The sequence below is a fragment of the Streptococcus sp. HMSC066F01 genome, from assembly GCF_001837335.1.
Lineage (GTDB): Bacteria > Bacillota > Bacilli > Lactobacillales > Streptococcaceae > Streptococcus > Streptococcus oralis_S.
Window position 1 is genome coordinate 183,271 of sequence record NZ_KV832119.1, and the last position, 17,338, is coordinate 200,608.

19 protein-coding genes and 2 pseudogenes are annotated in these 17,338 nt (G+C 39.1%); 14 read left to right on the forward strand and 7 right to left on the reverse strand.

Translation table 11 applies throughout. The annotated features are described in order from the left end of the window. Positions 1-41: 41 nt before the first annotated feature. From uvrB to HMPREF2655_RS08150, 10 genes and pseudogenes are all read left to right on the forward strand, one after another. Positions 42-2,030, forward strand: coding sequence for an excinuclease ABC subunit UvrB (uvrB, locus tag HMPREF2655_RS08105; protein ID WP_070838504.1), 1,989 nt, complete (start codon positions 42-44; stop codon positions 2,028-2,030). Between the two features lie 40 nt (positions 2,031-2,070). Continuing rightward, positions 2,071-3,108, forward strand: a complete 1,038-nt coding sequence (locus HMPREF2655_RS08110) for an acyltransferase (protein WP_070838506.1) — start codon at positions 2,071-2,073, stop codon at positions 3,106-3,108. A gap of 79 nt (positions 3,109-3,187) precedes the next feature. Then, a pseudogene (locus HMPREF2655_RS10120) lies at positions 3,188-3,388 on the forward strand (UvrB/UvrC motif-containing protein); the annotation flags it as partial. Between the two features lie 14 nt (positions 3,389-3,402). Further along, positions 3,403-4,029 carry an NAD(P)H-dependent oxidoreductase gene (locus tag HMPREF2655_RS08115; protein WP_070838508.1) on the forward strand — a complete coding sequence of 209 codons (627 nt, stop codon included), beginning with the start codon at positions 3,403-3,405 and terminating at the stop codon, positions 4,027-4,029. Between the two features lie 8 nt (positions 4,030-4,037). Further along, positions 4,038-4,601, forward strand: a pseudogene (locus HMPREF2655_RS08120) (GNAT family N-acetyltransferase). Next, the gene (locus HMPREF2655_RS08125; RefSeq protein ID WP_070838510.1) at positions 4,567-5,070 is read left to right on the forward strand and encodes a GNAT family N-acetyltransferase; all 504 of its coding nucleotides are present in this window, start codon (positions 4,567-4,569) and stop codon (positions 5,068-5,070) included. The pseudogene HMPREF2655_RS08120 and the gene HMPREF2655_RS08125 overlap by 35 nt, the downstream one beginning before the upstream one ends. Positions 5,071-5,159: 89 nt before the next feature. Continuing rightward, the gene (locus HMPREF2655_RS08130; protein ID WP_070838512.1) at positions 5,160-5,663 is read left to right on the forward strand and encodes a hypothetical protein; all 504 of its coding nucleotides are present in this window, start codon (positions 5,160-5,162) and stop codon (positions 5,661-5,663) included. Between the two features lie 495 nt (positions 5,664-6,158). Further along, positions 6,159-6,716: a hypothetical protein gene (locus tag HMPREF2655_RS08140; protein ID WP_070838516.1), complete on the forward strand. Its 558-nt coding sequence runs from the start codon at positions 6,159-6,161 to the stop codon at positions 6,714-6,716. Continuing rightward, on the forward strand, positions 6,694-7,131 hold the full coding sequence (locus HMPREF2655_RS08145) for a hypothetical protein (protein ID WP_049549939.1): 438 nt from the start codon (positions 6,694-6,696) through the stop codon (positions 7,129-7,131). Before HMPREF2655_RS08140 ends, HMPREF2655_RS08145 begins: the two co-directional genes overlap by 23 nt. 25 nt (positions 7,132-7,156) lie before the next feature. Next, positions 7,157-7,624: an 8-oxo-dGTP diphosphatase gene (locus tag HMPREF2655_RS08150; protein ID WP_000091500.1), complete on the forward strand. Its 468-nt coding sequence runs from the start codon at positions 7,157-7,159 to the stop codon at positions 7,622-7,624. Here the strand turns inward: HMPREF2655_RS08150 and HMPREF2655_RS08155 are convergent. Then, positions 7,621-8,136, reverse strand: coding sequence for a transcription repressor NadR (locus HMPREF2655_RS08155; RefSeq protein ID WP_070838517.1), 516 nt, complete (start codon positions 8,134-8,136; stop codon positions 7,621-7,623). The two genes, HMPREF2655_RS08150 and HMPREF2655_RS08155, sit on opposite strands and share 4 nt — an antisense overlap. Before the next feature lie 11 nt (positions 8,137-8,147). Next, the gene (locus HMPREF2655_RS08160) at positions 8,148-8,675 is read right to left on the reverse strand and encodes an ECF transporter S component (RefSeq protein ID WP_000354644.1); all 528 of its coding nucleotides are present in this window, start codon (positions 8,673-8,675) and stop codon (positions 8,148-8,150) included. Positions 8,676-8,808: 133 nt separating this feature from the next. On the opposite strand from HMPREF2655_RS08160, the gene HMPREF2655_RS08165 reads away from it, so the two are divergent. Beyond that, positions 8,809-9,168 carry a hypothetical protein gene (locus HMPREF2655_RS08165; RefSeq protein ID WP_070838519.1) on the forward strand — a complete coding sequence of 120 codons (360 nt, stop codon included), beginning with the start codon at positions 8,809-8,811 and terminating at the stop codon, positions 9,166-9,168. A gap of 41 nt (positions 9,169-9,209) precedes the next feature. Here HMPREF2655_RS08165 and HMPREF2655_RS08170 read toward each other — a convergent pair whose 3' ends face one another. Genes HMPREF2655_RS08170 through coaB form a run of 3 tightly spaced genes read right to left on the reverse strand, consistent with a single transcriptional unit; the run spans position 9,210 to position 11,009 of the window. Then, positions 9,210-9,773 carry an ECF transporter S component gene (locus HMPREF2655_RS08170; RefSeq protein ID WP_001042723.1) on the reverse strand — a complete coding sequence of 188 codons (564 nt, stop codon included), beginning with the start codon at positions 9,771-9,773 and terminating at the stop codon, positions 9,210-9,212. Then, a complete protein-coding gene (gene coaC, locus HMPREF2655_RS08175; protein WP_070838520.1) occupies positions 9,757-10,308 on the reverse strand; it encodes a phosphopantothenoylcysteine decarboxylase in 552 nt (183 codons plus the stop codon). Before coaC ends, HMPREF2655_RS08170 begins: the two co-directional genes overlap by 17 nt. Before the next feature lie 11 nt (positions 10,309-10,319). Continuing rightward, positions 10,320-11,009, reverse strand: a complete 690-nt coding sequence (gene coaB, locus HMPREF2655_RS08180; protein ID WP_070838522.1) for a phosphopantothenate--cysteine ligase — start codon at positions 11,007-11,009, stop codon at positions 10,320-10,322. Positions 11,010-11,241: 232 nt separating this feature from the next. Here coaB and HMPREF2655_RS08185 point away from each other — a divergent pair, with 232 nt between their 5' ends. From HMPREF2655_RS08185 to radC, 3 genes are all read left to right on the forward strand, one after another. Beyond that, on the forward strand, positions 11,242-12,912 hold the full coding sequence (locus HMPREF2655_RS08185; protein WP_070838524.1) for a formate--tetrahydrofolate ligase: 1,671 nt from the start codon (positions 11,242-11,244) through the stop codon (positions 12,910-12,912). Between the two features lie 182 nt (positions 12,913-13,094). Beyond that, positions 13,095-15,386, forward strand: a complete 2,292-nt coding sequence (gene pcrA / locus HMPREF2655_RS08190) for a DNA helicase PcrA (RefSeq protein WP_070838526.1) — start codon at positions 13,095-13,097, stop codon at positions 15,384-15,386. 42 nt (positions 15,387-15,428) lie between these two features. Beyond that, positions 15,429-16,109 carry a RadC family protein gene (radC, locus tag HMPREF2655_RS08195; protein WP_070838528.1) on the forward strand — a complete coding sequence of 227 codons (681 nt, stop codon included), beginning with the start codon at positions 15,429-15,431 and terminating at the stop codon, positions 16,107-16,109. 14 nt (positions 16,110-16,123) lie between these two features. On the opposite strand, the gene HMPREF2655_RS08200 is transcribed toward radC, so the two are convergent. Further along, positions 16,124-16,612: a hypothetical protein gene (locus HMPREF2655_RS08200; protein WP_070838530.1), complete on the reverse strand. Its 489-nt coding sequence runs from the start codon at positions 16,610-16,612 to the stop codon at positions 16,124-16,126. Between the two features lie 24 nt (positions 16,613-16,636). Then, a complete protein-coding gene (locus HMPREF2655_RS08205; protein ID WP_000743311.1) occupies positions 16,637-17,326 on the reverse strand; it encodes a gamma-glutamyl-gamma-aminobutyrate hydrolase family protein in 690 nt (229 codons plus the stop codon). Positions 17,327-17,338 lie beyond the last annotated feature (12 nt).

Genomic DNA, 17,338 nt, shown 5'->3' on the forward strand with positions numbered 1-17,338 from the left:
ATGGTAAAATAGAAGGATAGAAAAATGCAGATGAGGCAATCATGATTAATAGAATTACAGATAATAAATTTAAACTAGTATCAAAATACCAACCTTCAGGAGATCAACCCCAAGCGATTGAGCAGTTGGTTGACAATATCGAAGGTGGAGAGAAGGCCCAAATTTTGATGGGGGCGACGGGTACAGGGAAGACCTATACCATGAGTCAGGTCATTTCCAAAGTTAATAAACCAACTTTGGTCATTGCCCATAACAAAACGCTAGCTGGGCAGCTCTATGGGGAGTTCAAGGAATTTTTCCCTGAAAATGCAGTCGAGTACTTCGTATCCTACTATGATTATTATCAACCAGAGGCCTATGTCCCTTCGAGCGATACCTATATTGAGAAGGATAGCTCGGTCAATGATGAGATTGACAAGCTTCGACACTCAGCGACTTCAGCTCTTCTGGAGCGTAACGATGTCATCGTCGTAGCTTCTGTCTCTTGTATCTATGGTTTGGGTTCGCCCAAGGAATATGCTGACAGTGTGGTGAGTCTCCGTCCAGGTCTGGAGATTTCTCGTGATAAACTCTTGAATGACTTGGTTGATATTCAGTTTGAACGCAATGATATTGATTTCCAACGGGGAAGATTTCGCGTTCGAGGGGATGTGGTGGAGATTTTCCCAGCTTCCCGTGATGAGCATGCCTTTCGAGTAGAATTTTTCGGTGATGAGATTGACCGTATCCGAGAAGTTGAGGCTCTGACGGGTCAGGTATTGGGAGAAGTGGATCATCTGGCGATTTTCCCTGCTACTCACTTTGTGACCAATGACGACCACATGGAAGTTGCTATTGCCAAGATTCAGGCAGAGTTGGAGGAGCAGTTAGCTGTCTTTGAAAAGGAAGGCAAACTGCTAGAAGCCCAGCGTTTGAAACAGCGGACAGAGTATGATATCGAAATGCTGCGTGAGATGGGCTATACAAATGGGGTTGAGAACTATTCTCGCCACATGGATGGTCGTAGCGAAGGAGAGCCTCCTTATACGCTTCTTGATTTCTTCCCAGATGATTTCTTAATCATGATTGATGAAAGTCACATGACCATGGGGCAGATTAAGGGCATGTACAATGGAGACCGTTCACGTAAGGAAATGCTGGTTAATTATGGTTTTCGTTTACCGTCAGCCCTGGACAATCGTCCTTTACGCCGTGAGGAGTTTGAGAGTCATGTTCATCAGATTGTTTACGTTTCAGCAACACCAGGTGACTATGAAAATGAACAGACCGAGACAGTGATTGAGCAAATCATTCGTCCAACAGGGCTTCTAGACCCAGAAGTGGAAGTTCGTCCAACTATGGGACAGATTGATGACCTCCTAGGTGAAATCAATGCCCGTGTTGAAAAGAATGAACGAACCTTTATTACAACCTTGACCAAGAAAATGGCAGAAGACTTGACCGACTACTTCAAAGAAATGGGCATCAAGGTCAAGTACATGCACTCAGATATTAAGACCTTGGAACGAACGGAGATTATCCGTGACCTACGTTTGGGTGTCTTTGATGTCTTGGTCGGAATCAACCTGCTCCGTGAAGGGATTGACGTTCCTGAGGTAAGCTTGGTTGCTATTCTAGATGCTGACAAGGAAGGATTCCTCCGTAACGAGCGTGGACTCATCCAGACCATTGGACGTGCTGCCCGTAATAGCGAAGGACATGTCATCATGTATGCGGACACCATAACCCAGTCTATGCAAAAAGCCATCGATGAAACAGCCCGTCGTCGTAAAATCCAGATGGCTTATAATGAAGAACATGGTATCGTACCTCAAACCATAAAGAAAGAAATCCGTGATCTAATCGCCGTAACCAAGGCAGTTTCCAAAGAAGAGGACAAGGAAGTCGATATCAATAGCCTCAACAAACAAGAACGCAAGGAACTCGTCAAGAAACTGGAAAAACAAATGCAAGAAGCCGTCGAAGTGCTTGACTTTGAACTCGCAGCTCAGATTCGTGATATGATGTTGGAAGTGAAGGCGTTAAACTGAAAAAATTATAAAGAAATAGAAATATATAGAAAGACATAATATGACAGCAAAAAAAACTAAACACATAGGCATTGAATGTTGTAGAATTTTCGCTATGTTGATGATTTGCAACTTACATGTTTTGGGTATGGGAGGAATTTTGGAGAAAGTTGATAGTCAAAAAGATCTTTACTATATTATTGCAAATTTTTTAGAAGCTTTCTCATATCCAGCTGTAAATATTTATATTTTAATCAGTGGGTATGTCGGTCTTTATTCACAATTTAGTTATAAAAAAATGTTTGGTTTTTGGGTACAGATTATTTTCTATACTATTTCAATTACTTTTGTATTTGCTATTTTTTCAAAATCATCTGTTAACTTAAGTGATTGGTTTTCAGCTTTAACTCCAATAAGTCATGGACAGTATTGGTATATGAGTTGCTATTTTGGTTTAGTCTTAATAGCACCATTTTTGAATCAAGCAGTGCTGACATTGAAGAACGAACAATTGCTTCCAATTGTTAGTGGAGCATTTATATACTTTTCTGTCATACCTACAGTATTTAAACAAGATATTCTGGGCTTGTGGGGTGGATATAGTGTATTATGGATGATTCTTTTGTACACTATAGGAGCAATAATTAGAAAATCAAATTACGAAAGTCGTTTTCAAATACGTAATGTTAGTGGATTCATTTTATTTCTAACTAGTTTAACTTTTATATTGTGCTGGCTTGGTTTTGAAAAGTGGAGAAGTTATATTTCTCCTACGGTCACACTGCAAGGAATAGCAATATTTTTACTCTTCTTGAATATTAAAGATATTCCCTTAACTTTTAAGAGACTAGTTCTTTTAATATCTCCACTAACTTTGGGGGTCTATCTGTTTCATGTACATCCTCTTATTTTTAGAAGAATTATACCAACCATCCATACTTTAGTTGAAGAACAAGAATTTCCCATTTTTGTCATTATGATTCTAGTTATGACACTGGCCCTGTTCTTTTCTGGCGCTATGATTGAGTATTTTAGAAATAAATTAATGGCGTATATTCTTACTTTAATAAAGAGTGTTAAAAATCTTAAACAGACTTAAAACTTTATTGTCTTATTAAAATAGGAGCAAGAGGCATTAAAATATACACTTCACTGAGAACTTAAGTTTTACTGAACTTATCCGTGATCTAATCGCCGTAACCAAGGCAGTTTCCAAAGAAGAGGACAAGGAAGTCGATATCAATAGCCTCAACAAACAAGAGCGCAAAGAACTTGTCAAGAAACTAGAAAAACAAATGCAAGAAGCCGTCGAAGTGCTTGACTTTGAACTCGCAGCTCAGATACGTGACATGATGTTGGAAGTGAAGGCGTTGGATTAGATAGGAGAAAACGAATTAAAATTTTAGTCATTAATGGACATCCTGACAAGGGAAGTTTCTGTCAAGAAATTTTTCAAACGATTGTAGAAAATATTGACTCAAATCATCATGAGCTTGAATCTATTAACCTAAATGAGATAGATTTTGATCCTGTATTACGTTATGGTTATCGAAAACGGATGGAAGAGGATCCCTTCATACTTCGCTCTCAGGAATTAATCCAGTGGGCAGATCATTTCATTTTCGTTTATCCAATTTGGTGGAGTAGTATGCCTAGTTTATTGAAGGGGTGGATTGATCGTGTTTTCACGCTAGGAATTGCGTACTCTGCTAATAATAAAGGAAGTTTTATTTGGAACTACTTAAGGGGTCAGCAGTTTAAAAAGTTACTAAAAGGAAAAACAGCCAGTATTTACGCAACATCAATGGCACCAACATGGTGGTACAAAGTATTTTCAGGCTCTATCAATATTCCAGACAGTTATGGAATATCAGTATTAAAGAATGCTGTCCTAAATCACTGCGGTATTAAAACAAAGAAAGTTTCAATTTTGGGTGAGTTAGGGCGTGAGGTGAATACAAATTCTACAAGACAAAAATATCTGCAAAAAGTTGCTGAGGAAGTCAAGGCGTTGGATTAGGAAAAAGTATGGTTTATTTAAGAAAACTAATTGAAGAAGATTTGGTGTCTTTGTGGGAAATTGCTTATTCACAATCTAATCCAATTTGGAAGCAGTATGATGCTCCCTATTATGACGATTATCAGCATTTTCCTAATTTTCAAGAATTTAAACTACAAAAATCAGAATCTACTCTAAACAACTCAAATCGCCTTGGTATTTTTGTTGATGATAAACTAGTTGGGACTGTTTCGCGCTACTAGGTATGTAAACAAACAAGATGGATGGAATTGGGGATTTGTATTTATGATAACAAGTTTTGGAACTCTGGCATTGGAAAAGTTGCTATGCTACAGTGGATAGATCGGACATTTCAGGATTACTTGGAGTTGGAGCATCTTGGTTTGACAACTTGGTCAGGAAATTTTGGTATGATGAAATTGGCTGAAAAATTAAGAATGAAAAAAGAAGCTCATATTCCAAAAGTTCGTTATTACCAAGGCAAATATTTTGAAAGTATTAAATATGGTATTTTGAGAGAAGAATGGGGTAAAATAAATGAACCTAACTATCAAACAGATGGAAACTCCTGAAGAGATAGAAGGTAAGTCCCTCGTTCATTGGCAGACGTGGAGAGAGGCTTATGACGACCTTTTACCTGCAGAATTTCAGGAGACAATGACATTAGAAAGATGTCGATTCTTTAGTCAAAAATATCCTGAAAATACATTGATCGCGATGGATGGCATGAAGGTAGTTGGTTTTATCAGTTATGGAAACTTTCGTGATGAGGCTATTCAAGCTGGAGAAATCATTGCCTTATATGTTTTAAAAGACTATTATGGAAAAGGTATTGCTCAGAAGTTAATGAAGGAAGCTCTGACGACTCTTGAACAGTTCTCTGAAATATTCTTATGGGTATTAAAAGAGAATAAGCGAGCCATTGCGTTTTATCAAAAAATGGGTTTTACTCTTGATGGTCAAGAAAAAATACTTGAACTTGGAAAACCGATCACTGAAATTAGAATGGTATATAAGAAATCATCAGAATTTGAGAGTTAAATGCAAGGACAGTTGTGATTTGTTTTCAGATTGCAAAATCAACAAATGATTACGTTTTAGAATATATTTTTGAATAGAGAGAAGTTGTTATGAAATTAAAAGAGAAGAATTATAAGAAATCATCAGGCTTAGATTCTGTTCGTTTTTGGTTACAAGGGCATCGATTTTTCAAATTTATGCTTGATATTGTCTTTTATATCTTCTTGTTCCTAGTTATAGAATTTACAACATCACAAAACAAAAGCCTTCCAGCTGATTTTCGGTACAGAGAACTCTTATTTCCCTTGCAACTGAATTTTTTTATCTTGGGTAATAGGTTCTATGCTCTCTTTTTGTCAGTGAAAACTAAAAAAGAAAGGACCCTTAAAAGATTTTGTGAACCCTTTATTTATATCAATATCCTTAGCTTCATTTTTCAACTGATTGGCGTGAGAAAAAGAGCAAGAGTCGTTCTGTCACCTTTGTTTTCACTGGAGTCATCCTATATCTGGTTTCCTATTGTCGTCTATCTTCTAGTCTTGATGTTAACTCTGGCAATCTTCTTTCTCTCTAAAGGTTCAAAAAAAGGAGTAGATGAAAATGAAGATGAGTAGACAAATGAAGTACAAGACAAACGAAAAGTCTTCTTGGACTAAGAGGATTTTTCTTTGGCTGGAAAGGCACAGAAGGATTGGTCAACTTTTGGATACGAGTGTATTATTTGGATCTATGTTTGTATCATTTCTTGCCGCCTCTTACATTAGTTATCCATTACCGAACATGAACTATCTTTCCCCCTTAAGCTTCAATCTTATCCTTCTGATCTTATCAACTTATATCCTTGTCTTTCGTTTTAGTAGTGATAAACTTCAGAAATGGCGTTACTTTTCATGGGGATTTATTGGGTTTAATGGTCTTCTTTTTCCCCTTCATCTCTTGGTAGGTCTGAATTGGCTAGGACGTCGTAAGAAAACGAATTTCCCTCCCATAATTTCTATGGATCCAGCATATGTCTGGGTCCCTATTGTAAGTTATCTCTTTTTCTTTTTCTTGGGGCTGGGCATTCTGCTTTTGATTATACGGATAGAAAAGAGAAGAAGGAGGCGTAAATGGAACGAAAGATTAAGAGAAAAAAGAAGGTCAAACAACAGGACAGAAAAATGAGAAAAATCCAGAAAAAGTATTCTTTGATAGCTAACGTCCAATTGTGGCTGGAAAGACATTCAAAGATTGCTTCTTTTATGGATGGTGGTATAATATTATTATCTATTTTTGGTATCATGTATGTGTTGTTCGGGACGTCACTTATCCCGAAACCATATCAAGAAATGTCCTATGTCTTGCCAATTATTATGAATTTTGTCTTTTTGGTGCACACACTCTATCAAGGTATTTTTAGAGATGGTTTTATCAATAAGGCTTCAGTACAAGGATTTTTAAAAGCTTTTCTATACATAAATGGACCTATTTTTCTCCTCCACTTACTTGTTGGGGTGAAAGGGAGAAATGTTAAAAAAATTCCTTCCTTATTATCTGTTGATTATCGCTACATCTGGCTTCCAATTGCTACCTATCTAATCTTTTTCATCATTCCAGCGATATTGATGGTGATTTTGAAATATAATGATAAAAAGAGGAAAAATTATGACAAAAGAAAATCTAACTAAGTTAATTTCGTTTAAGACACTTTATTTGGCTTTGCTGACCTTTGTGGTTCTTCATTTGGTGTTGCTGGTTTTTGGACTATCTTTTACGCCGATTTTGTGGAATAGTTGGTTTTTCATTCTTTGTTTGACCTTCCTAATCCATCCTTGGAGAATCTTTTATAGGACAAGAGATGCTAAATGGTATCACCTTATTTTTCAAATATTTAGTGGATTGGTGACATTTTACCTTTGGTTTGCAGCATTCTTTGTTTTATCAGTTATCTCGGATCCAGCCGTCCCTATCAATATAGACTATCGCATAGAAGATAAGGAAATCATCATTGCTAGAGGTTTTTTGGCCCGTACTACTTATGACCATCATGAATTGATCAATCCCTTTATCATGAAGTCAGAAGTAAAATATCGAGATGAATAATAACAAATAGAAAGTGAGTGAATCCATGTCACGTTCCCAAGCAACTATTTTAACCAATATCTGTCTGATTGAAGACCTCGAAACCCAGCGCGTGGTGATGCAGTATCGTTCACCCGAAAACAATCGCTGGTCTGGCTATGCCTTTCCAGGAGGACATGTTGAGAATGGCGAGGCCTTTGCCGAGTCTGTCATTCGTGAGATTTATGAAGAAACAGGTCTAACCATTCAGAATCCACAACTAGTCGGCATTAAAAACTGGCCCTTAGATACAGGTGGGCGTTACATCGTTTTTTGTTATAAGGCGACAGAGTTTACTGGGAATCTCCAATCTTCAGATGAAGGAGAAGTATCTTGGGTGCAAAAAGACCAGATTCCAAACTTGGATCTGGCCTATGATATGTTGCCTCTGATGGAAATGATGGAAGCACCTGACAAGTCTGAGTTCTTCTATCGCCACCGTACAGAGGACGGCTGGGAGAAAGAAATTTTCTAGTCTTTTACTAAATAACCTAACTGATCCAAGGCCTCCTCGATATAGTGGAGGTCTTGTTGTGTCTCGGCTTCAACAAGGTGGTAATGGATGCCGTCTGTCAATTCAGAAAGGGGTCTAAAGTCTGAATTCTCGACTTGTTCTAGAAAGTGCTGGACATCTCGACGGCAAGTGAGTTTGAGTAGGGTTTCAATTTCGCCATAAACAGGATGGTCAATCAAGGTATTCTGAACGCGTCCGCCGTTATCTACAATGGCTAGTAGTTCCTGACCGATTTCTTCCAGTTCATGTTTCACTTTAAAGAGTTTGTGAACGTAGGGGCTGGCATCATTTTCTTTGTAGATATAACCACGATTGGTGGATAGGATAGGAGCTCCATCTGCTCGGAGAATAGCGATGTCCTGTACAATGACCTGGCGCGTAACATGGAAGTGTTCAGCCAAGGTTTGACCATTGAGAGCTTTTGGCGCCTCTTTTAACAGTTTGAGAAGAGCTTGTTTGCGATCCTTTGTCATAGTTTTTCCTTTTAGCGACGTTTTCGAAGCACTTTATAGACAGCTAGTGCTAATGTATAGTCTACCATACTATGGACGATTGTGCCAAAACCAACTAGTACAAAGAGAACATAAAACATATTTTCAACATTTGTCCCTGAAGTAGCATAAAAGATGATACAAGCTATTACTTCAGCGATAGCATGAACAACACCCAAAACAAAGTTAAAAATCCAAGACGCCTTTGGTTTATCCAAGGTTTCAGGGAATTTTTTTAAGTACAAAGCCCCCAAAGTACCAAAAACAATGTGAGAGAAGGCACGAAGTACAATAACAGGCGGATAGCCTGCCATCAGAAAACCAAGACTAGAAGCAATAATCACAAAAGCAGCCATCAAAGGCGAAAGAAACATGGCGATAAAGATGGGGATATGACTTCCCAAGGTGTAAGAAGCCGGTGGGATAACGATTTTAAAAGGCATAATGATTGGAATCAAAATCGCTATTGCAGTGAGTAGGGCAGTCATGGTCATAAACTGCGTTTTTTTTCGTATATCCATAAGAACCTCCATTTATCTGTATATACATAAGTATAGTACAATAAATAGTCAGCCAAGTCAAGATTCAATATTGATTTTTAAGACAAATTTGGTTAAAATGTGGTAAAGAATTTTTGATTTAGGAGAAAATGTGATGATACTTGTTGTTTACCTAGTTGTGGTAATCGTGATGATGTCAAAACAGGAGAAAGAAGGGAAAGTAGTCTCAGGTTGGACTCGTTTCCTAGTTTATAGTTTATTGGTCCTTTCCTTTCTCTCTCTATTAGCAAGTAGTCTGGCTATTTCACTTTTTAGCCTACCTTTACTAGGTTTTCTTTTGATGGCCGCAATACTAGAAATTGCCCATTTCGTCAGATTGGTGATTACATTTGGTTTGGTTTTACTATCACTAACCTTATACTTGGATAGCCAGAAAAGTCAGCAACCTACCCCTCTTTCACATCAGCTCCTGCGCTTTGGATTTCACATTCTATTGATGTTTCTCATGTTTTAAAAGCTAAACTCCACCTTCAGGATGAAAGTGGAGTTGTTTTTTTATTTCTTCAAGGTTTCGAGACGGGGAACAATTGCTACTGTTAGAACGGCAGAGATGACAAGCTCGGCAATTGAGTTTGTAGAAATAACTGTTGCTAGGAGTTTTTGGATATTGCCGTCGAAGACATTTCCAAAAAGGAAGAAGATTCCCCCAAGGACAAAGACGGTGTTGGTAAGGGAACCGAGGGCACCAGCAAAGATGAGACCCGTTCTGTTTTTTAATAATTTATAAACTAGATAAGGTGTCAGCCCAATCAAAACGCGAGGGACAATAGCGATAATCGCAGAATAGATATTTCCGTTCGGTACGAATGGTGAGAAGAGGTAGCTGGTTGGAAGGATGGTAATCGTGTTTACCGTTAAGCTTAGCAGTCCCATCAAGAAACCAAGTGTAACACCAACTCGTGGGCCGTAAATGATACTAGCAATGATTACTGGAATATGAACGATAGTTGGTTTAATTGGAAATGGGAAAAGATTAAATAGGAGAGAGCTCAAAAAGTGGATAACGAGCATAACTGCAAAAAAGATAGCAATTGGGGCAATGTTAGAGCGTTTGTTCATCGAGGGTTTCCTTTATTCTTTCTAATATAGTATTCAGGTCAGCTAGGGCGCCTTTGCCGTGATCGCCACAGGCTAGTAGAGATTCTTTTGGAGAGATGATCTGATAACCATAGGTCTCTAATGTTTTTAGATTAGCCTGGGTTGCCGGATGGTCATACATCTTTGTATTCATGGCTGGCGCGACTAACTTTTTGACGTGGTCTGGCAGGGCAAGTGCTGTACTTGTCACCATGTTGTCCGCAAATCCATGGGCTAACTTTGCGATGGTATTAGCAGTAGCTGGGGCTACAATAAAAAGGTCAGTCCTTTTGCCTAGTTCGATATGATTGACTTGATCAGGAGCGGGTTCCTGCATGACATCAAGGTGGACAGGATTTTGAGAGAGGACTTGTAGTGTCAACGGTTGGATAAACTCTCTCGCTGCCTCAGTCATTAAGACAGTGACCTGATGGCCTTGTTTTTTCAAAGAACTGACTAAATCAGCTGCTTTATAGGAGGCAATGGAACCTGTCACTGCGATGAGAATATTTGCCATGGCTTTCCTTTCTATGAATCGTATGCTTGAATTTTTTCAAGCAGGAGGTTTGCTATTTCCTCTTTGGTTTGAACGGTTTGAAGATGATCATTCTCAACAAAGATTGCGCGATGCTGATTGGCTGAAATTTGAGTCAGGTCATTTGCGATTATTAAGTCAGCCTGGTTCTTGACAAGACTCTGTCTAGCAACTTCAATAAGATGATCCTCAGTAACATCAACCAATAGTTTGAACCCAATCAGATGAATAGCTGGATTCCATTCTTTGATTAGAGATATGATTTTGGGTGTTTTTTTCAGGAATAAAACCTGAACCTCATCAGTTGAAGAAATCTTAGCTTCTTTGTTTTGCTTGTCTAATAATTCTTCCAGTTTAGAACTCGTCTTAACTTCATCTAGTCCCGTCATATAAACAGGAGTGTAGTCAGAAACTGCCATCGAATGAATCAAGACCTGAGAATCTTGAACACACTCTTTCATCTCTAAAAGAAGATCATTCGTATTTTTGATTTCTAGAATGGTTAGATGGGGATGAGGTTCAGGCTTCAGAGCTCGTTTTGTTGTTATCAAACAAACTTCATGCCCTGCCGCCAGCAAGGTCTCCGTGATGATTTTCCCCAAGCGACCTGTAGAATGGTTAGTAATAGAGCGGACACTATCAATAGCTTCACTCGTACCGCCCGATGTAACTAAAATTTTCATAGGACTATTGTACCAAAAAATAAAATAGAATCAAAAGAAAGCGCTTGTTATTTTATCTAATTTTCCAGCCTGATTATAGTTTTTGGCTATAAAAACTTATAAAAAGTAAAAAAGATGACTAAAATAGGCCTTAAAACTTGATGTTTATAAACTTTACTAAGCTTTTTGTATGTGAAAAAACTTTTTTTTGTGTTATAATGAGTTATCATATTAGAGGTTAGAGGAGTTTGCTATGAAAACAGATATTGAAATCGCACAAAATATTGAGTTGAAGCCAATTGTGGATGTTGTGGAGAAACTTGGGATTTCTTACGATGATTTGGAGTTGTACGGAAAGTACAAGGCTAAGCTTAGTTTTGATAAAATTCGTGCAGTTGAGAGCAATCCAGTTGGTAAATTGATCTTGGTTACTGCAATTAACCCAACACCAGCGGGTGAAGGAAAGTCAACCATTACCATTGGTCTGGCGGATGCCTTGAATAAAATTGGCAAGAAAACGATGATTGCTATTCGTGAACCATCTCTTGGTCCAGTCATGGGGATCAAGGGTGGTGCTGCAGGCGGTGGTTACGCTCAAGTTCTGCCAATGGAAGACATCAACCTTCACTTTACTGGGGATATGCATGCCATTACAACTGCCAACAATGCGCTTTCTGCCTTGATTGACAACCACTTGCACCAAGGAAATGAGCTGGGAATTGACCAACGTCGTATTATTTGGAAGCGTGTTGTGGACTTGAACGACCGTGCTCTTCGCCATGTGACCGTTGGTCTTGGCGGTCCTCTAAATGGTATTCCACGTGAGGATGGTTTTGATATTACAGTTGCTTCTGAAATCATGGCGATTTTGTGCTTGGCAACGGACATCGAGGATTTGAAACGTCGTTTGGCTAATATCGTTATTGGATACCGCTATGACCGTACACCTGTTTCTGTAGGTGATTTGCAGGTTGAAGGTGCTTTGGCTCTAATCTTGAAAGATGCCATTAAACCAAACCTTGTTCAGACAATTTACGGTACACCAGCCTTTGTACATGGTGGTCCATTTGCCAATATCGCTCACGGTTGTAACTCTGTTTTGGCGACAAGCACAGCCCTTCGCTTGGCTGATTATACTGTTACTGAAGCTGGTTTTGGTGCAGACCTCGGTGCTGAGAAATTCCTTGATATCAAGACACCAAACTTGCCAACTTCTCCAGATGCGGTAGTCATCGTCGCAACCCTTCGTGCCCTCAAGATGAACGGTGGCGTTGCTAAAGATGCTTTGACAGAAGAAAACGTAGAAGCAGTTCGTGCAGGTTTTGCTAACTTAAAACGCCACGTTGAAAATATCCGTAAATTTGGAGTACCTGCAGTTGTCGCGATTAACGAATTTGTCTCTGATACAGAAGCTGAAATCGCAGCCTTGAAAGAACTTTGTGCTTCAATCGATGTTCCAGTAGAGTTGGCTAGTGTCTGGGCTAATGGCGCAGAAGGAGGAGTAGCGCTTGCTGAAACGGTTGTTAAGACTATCTCTGAAAATCCAGCTAACTATAAACGTTTGTATGACAATGATCTTTCTGTTCAAGAAAAGATTGAAAAGATTGTTACTGAAATCTACCGTGGTAGCAAAGTGAACTTTGAGAAGAAAGCTCAAACGCAAATTGCCCAAATCGTTCAAAATGGTTGGGACAAATTGCCAATCTGTATGGCTAAAACTCAGTACAGTTTCTCTGATAATCCAAATGCACTTGGAGCCCCAGAAAACTTTGAAATTACCATTCGTGAATTGGTACCAAAATTAGGTGCAGGCTTCATCGTTGCCTTAACAGGTGATGTTATGACTATGCCTGGTCTTCCAAAACGACCAGCCGCTCTTAATATGGATGTTGAAAGTGATGGAACCGTTCTAGGATTGTTCTAATAGTTTAAATGAATTAAAATGAGTTTGGGAATAATATCCAAGCTCATTTTTTTATCTAGATATAAGTAGTTGTCTTCAGTTTATGAGAGAGTTGTTTACTACACGCAACCGGTCTATGTAAAGATATTTTCCCTGATTTTTGATATAATAGAAACATTGACTTCAAGAATAAGGAAGAGAAAATGAACGCATTATTGAATGGAATGAATGACCGTCAAGCTGAGGCGGTGCAAACGACAGAAGGCCCCTTGTTAATCATGGCGGGGGCTGGTTCTGGGAAGACTCGTGTTTTAACTCACAGAATCGCCTACTTGATTGATGAAAAGATGGTCAATCCTTGGAATATCTTGGCCATTACCTTTACCAATAAGGCAGCACGTGAGATGAAGGAGCGTGCTTATGGTCTTAATCCAGCAACCCAGGATTGCCTGATTGCGACTTTTCACTCCATGTGTGTTCGTATTCTGCGTCGGGATGCGGATCATATCGGCTACAATCGTAATTTCACTATTGTAGATCCTGGTGAACAGCGTACCCTCATGAAACGAATCCTCAAGCAATTAAACTTGGACCCTAAAAAATGGAATGAACGAACAATTTTGGGGACTATTTCCAATGCTAAGAATGACTTGATTGATGATGTGGCTTATGCTGCCCAAGCTGGCGATATGTACACACAAATCGTGGCCCAGTGTTATACAGCCTATCAAAAAGAGCTTCGTCAGTCTGAATCCGTTGACTTTGATGATTTGATCATGTTGACTTTGCGTCTCTTTGATCAGAATCCTGATGTTTTGACCTACTATCAGCAGAAGTTCCAGTACATTCATGTTGATGAGTACCAAGATACCAACCATGCCCAGTATCAATTGGTCAAACTCTTGGCATCTCGATTTAAAAATATCTGTGTAGTTGGAGATGCGGACCAGTCCATCTACGGTTGGCGCGGTGCGGATATGCAAAATATCTTGGATTTTGAGAAAGACTATCCCAAAGCCAAGGTTGTCTTGTTAGAAGAAAACTATCGTTCAACCAAAACTATTCTCCAAGCCGCCAATGACGTCATCAAAAACAATAAAAATCGTCGTCCTAAGAATCTCTGGACCCAGAATGCTGATGGGGAACAGATTATTTACTATCGTGCAAATGACGAACAAGATGAGGCTGTTTTTGTATCCAAAACCATTGATGAACTTGGTCGTAGCCAAAACTTTCTTCACAAAGACTTTGCAGTGCTTTATCGGACTAATGCGCAATCTCGTACTATTGAGGAGGCTCTCCTCAAGTCCAATATTCCTTATACTATGGTTGGAGGGACCAAGTTCTACAGCCGTAAAGAAATTCGTGATATTATTGCCTACCTCAATCTCATTGCTAATCTGAGTGATAATATCAGTTTTGAGCGCATTATCAACGAACCAAAACGTGGAATTGGACCAGGAACTGTTGAGAAAATCCGTGACTTTGCTAGCATACAAGAGATGTCTATGTTGGATGCTTCGGCCAATATCATGTTATCTGGCATCAAAGGAAAAGCAGCCCAGTCTATCTGGGATTTTGCCAATATGATACTGGATTTACGGGAGCAATTGGACCAATTAAGCATCACAGAGTTGGTTGAAGCAGTTCTTGAAAAAACAGGTTATGTCGAGTTTCTTAATACCCAAGCTACCTTGGAAAGCAAGTCTCGGGTTGAGAATATCGAAGAGTTCCTATCTGTTACTAAGAATTTTGACGACAATCCTGATAGTCAAGAAGAGGAAACAGGTTTGGACAAACTCAGTCGATTCTTGAATGACTTGGCTTTGATTGCAGACACGGATTCGGGCAGTGAGGAGACATCAGAAGTAACCTTGATGACCTTGCACGCAGCGAAAGGACTAGAGTTTCCGGTTGTCTTTATCATCGGGATGGAGGAAAATGTCTTTCCCCTCAATCGCGCCTCTGAAGATCCGGATGAGCTGGAAGAGGAACGCCGTTTGGCCTATGTCGGTATCACACGCGCAGAAAAGATCCTCTATCTGACAAATGCAAATTCGCGCTTGCTTTTTGGGCGTACCAACTACAATCGTCCGACCCGTTTTATTAATGAAATCAGTTCGGACTTGCTTGAGTATCAAGGTTTGGCTCGTCCGGCGAATACTAGCTTTAAGGCATCTTATAGCAGTGGTGGAGTGGCCTTTGGTCAAGGTATGAGCCTAGCTCAGGCCCTTCAAGAACGGAAACGGAATGCTGCACCAAGCTCTATCCAGTCAAGTGGTCTTCCGTTTGGACAGTTAGCAGCCGGAAATAAAAAAGATTCAAGCGATACCAACTGGTCTATTGGGGATATTGCTCTCCACAAGAAGTGGGGAGAGGGAACTGTTCTGGAAGTCTCTGGTAGCGGTGATACTCAGGAGTTGAAAATCAATTTCCCAGAAGTGGGGCTGAAAAAACTCTTAGCCAGTGTAGCTCCAATTGAGAAAAAAATCTAATTTTCCATCCTTCTCACGAATAATAAAGTGAGGAGGATTTTTATGTACAGTATTTCATTCCAAGAAGATTCACTCTTGCCTAGAGAAAGACTAGTTAAAGAAGGAGTAGAGGCTCTAAGCAATCAAGAATTGCTAGCTATTCTGCTCAGAACAGGAACACGTCAGGCCAATGTCTTTGAAATTGCCCAAAAAGTCTTAAACAGTTTGACTAGTCTAACTGATTTGAAAAAAATGACCCTGCAGGAATTGCAGAGTCTGTCTGGTATTGGACGGATTAAGGCCATTGAACTACAAGCAGTGATTGAACTGGGACATCGCATTCACAAACATGAAACCCTTGAGATGGAAAGTATTCTCAGTAGTCAAAAGCTAGCCAAGAAAATGCAACAGGAACTTGGCGATAAAAAACAAGAGCACCTAGTGGCGCTCTATCTCAATACTCAAAATCAAATCATTCATCAGCAAACTATTTTTATCGGCTCTGCGACACGCAGTATTGCAGAACCAAGGGAAATCCTTCACTATGCTTTGAAGCATATGGCAACGTCTGTGATTCTCGTTCACAATCATCCATCCGGTGCTGTATCTCCTAGTCGAAACGACAACCATGTCACTAAACTAGTCAAGGAAGCCTGCGAACTGATGGGAATTGTGTTCTTGGACCATTTGATTGTCTCTCACTCTGATTACTTTAGTTACCGTGAAAAGACTGATTTGATTTAAGATTGCACATGATCTTACTCAATTACTTTTAAAACATAGGAATCTACTTCTGCCATATTGATAACAGGAAGAGGTTTTATCGTGGGTACAAGTAAATTTTCTTGAACGATAAAGTCGACAATTGCATTGAAATCTTCGATTTTATAATATCTTTTTTTATGAATGAGAATATCTCTGTAAAAGTAAAGACTTGAACGAAATTTACTTTTTAGTTTGGCATCTGCCTTTTTACAAAATCGTTTTGCCTTTTTAGACATTTCTTTCAGCTGTTTTTCTTTTTCTTTTTGAGATAGTTTATCGAAATTCTCTTTATTCTTAGAAAAAGATTGGTAACTTTCCGCTGTTAAAAGTCTATAGAGATTAGAAAGATGAAAGCAAACACTTATTTCTTTTTCATTGTTTGATAAGAAAAGATTAGCTTCCTTTTTCTTATAAGATATGAAAACATTAGCTTCTATATCTCTCAAAATCTCATGAGTAGAAGGTATTTCAATTTCATTCATGATTTAATAACCTATTTATAAGTCCTAGAGTTCATTAACAACATAGTCAAATAGCGTTTTATCTTTGGGGCGATTTTCAAATAGAAATTCTGGATGCCATTGGACACCAAGATAAGGAAAGCCGTCCGTAGTTGTCACAGCCTCAATGATTCCATCTTTAGGATCATGTGCTACAACCTTAAGATTTGAGGCTAGATCTTTAATGCTCTGGTGGTGGAAGGAGTTGATATGAGAGATTTCTCCATAGATTTCTCGGAGAATCGTATCAGGTTCCGTTACGAGGCGTTGGGTAGTGTATTCGGCTGAACAGTCCTGCCAATGATCCTCGATATCTTGGTGTAGCGTGCCTCCCATGGCGACATTGAAAAGTTGAGTACCCCGACAAACAGAGAAAATTGGTTTCTTTTGCTTAATCGCTTCTTTGATAAGTGCTAGTTCAAAAATATCTCTTTGAAGATGGTAGTCATCACTATCAATAGCCTTTGGTTCACCATAGTATTTTGGATCAACATTTTGCCCACCCGTTAGGATGAGCTTATCAATGATACTGATGTAATAGGCAGCCATTTCTTGATCACCAATCGGTAGGATGATTGGAATTCCGCCAGCGTCCTTGACTCCTTCAACAAAGCCTTTTGCTGCATAGCTCATCATGATGTCATCATCTGGATGAGCTTTTTCATTTCCTGTAATCCCAATAACTGGTTTTTTCATAAATGCTTTCGC

Coding starts and splice junctions, on each gene's coding strand:
- HMPREF2655_RS08110 (WP_070838506.1), top strand. CDS start 2,071: ATGACAGCAAAAAAAACTAAACACATAGGCATTGAATGTTGTAGAATT.
- HMPREF2655_RS08155 (WP_070838517.1), bottom strand. CDS start 8,136: ATGACAAAGGATCGCAAACAAGCTCTTCTCAAACTGTTAAAAGAGGCG.
- radC (WP_070838528.1), top strand. CDS start 15,429: ATGTACAGTATTTCATTCCAAGAAGATTCACTCTTGCCTAGAGAAAGA.
- pcrA (WP_070838526.1), top strand. CDS start 13,095: ATGAACGCATTATTGAATGGAATGAATGACCGTCAAGCTGAGGCGGTG.
- HMPREF2655_RS08170 (WP_001042723.1), bottom strand. CDS start 9,773: ATGAACAAACGCTCTAACATTGCCCCAATTGCTATCTTTTTTGCAGTT.
- HMPREF2655_RS08200 (WP_070838530.1), bottom strand. CDS start 16,612: ATGAATGAAATTGAAATACCTTCTACTCATGAGATTTTGAGAGATATA.
- uvrB (WP_070838504.1), top strand. CDS start 42: ATGATTAATAGAATTACAGATAATAAATTTAAACTAGTATCAAAATAC.
- HMPREF2655_RS08130 (WP_070838512.1), top strand. CDS start 5,160: ATGAAATTAAAAGAGAAGAATTATAAGAAATCATCAGGCTTAGATTCT.
- coaC (WP_070838520.1), bottom strand. CDS start 10,308: ATGGCAAATATTCTCATCGCAGTGACAGGTTCCATTGCCTCCTATAAA.
- HMPREF2655_RS08205 (WP_000743311.1), bottom strand. CDS start 17,326: ATGAAAAAACCAGTTATTGGGATTACAGGAAATGAAAAAGCTCATCCA.
- HMPREF2655_RS08140 (WP_070838516.1), top strand. CDS start 6,159: ATGGAACGAAAGATTAAGAGAAAAAAGAAGGTCAAACAACAGGACAGA.
- coaB (WP_070838522.1), bottom strand. CDS start 11,009: ATGAAAATTTTAGTTACATCGGGCGGTACGAGTGAAGCTATTGATAGT.
- HMPREF2655_RS08160 (WP_000354644.1), bottom strand. CDS start 8,675: ATGGATATACGAAAAAAAACGCAGTTTATGACCATGACTGCCCTACTC.
- HMPREF2655_RS08165 (WP_070838519.1), top strand. CDS start 8,809: ATGATACTTGTTGTTTACCTAGTTGTGGTAATCGTGATGATGTCAAAA.
- HMPREF2655_RS08145 (WP_049549939.1), top strand. CDS start 6,694: ATGACAAAAGAAAATCTAACTAAGTTAATTTCGTTTAAGACACTTTAT.
- HMPREF2655_RS08150 (WP_000091500.1), top strand. CDS start 7,157: ATGTCACGTTCCCAAGCAACTATTTTAACCAATATCTGTCTGATTGAA.
- HMPREF2655_RS08125 (WP_070838510.1), top strand. CDS start 4,567: ATGAACCTAACTATCAAACAGATGGAAACTCCTGAAGAGATAGAAGGT.
- HMPREF2655_RS08185 (WP_070838524.1), top strand. CDS start 11,242: ATGAAAACAGATATTGAAATCGCACAAAATATTGAGTTGAAGCCAATT.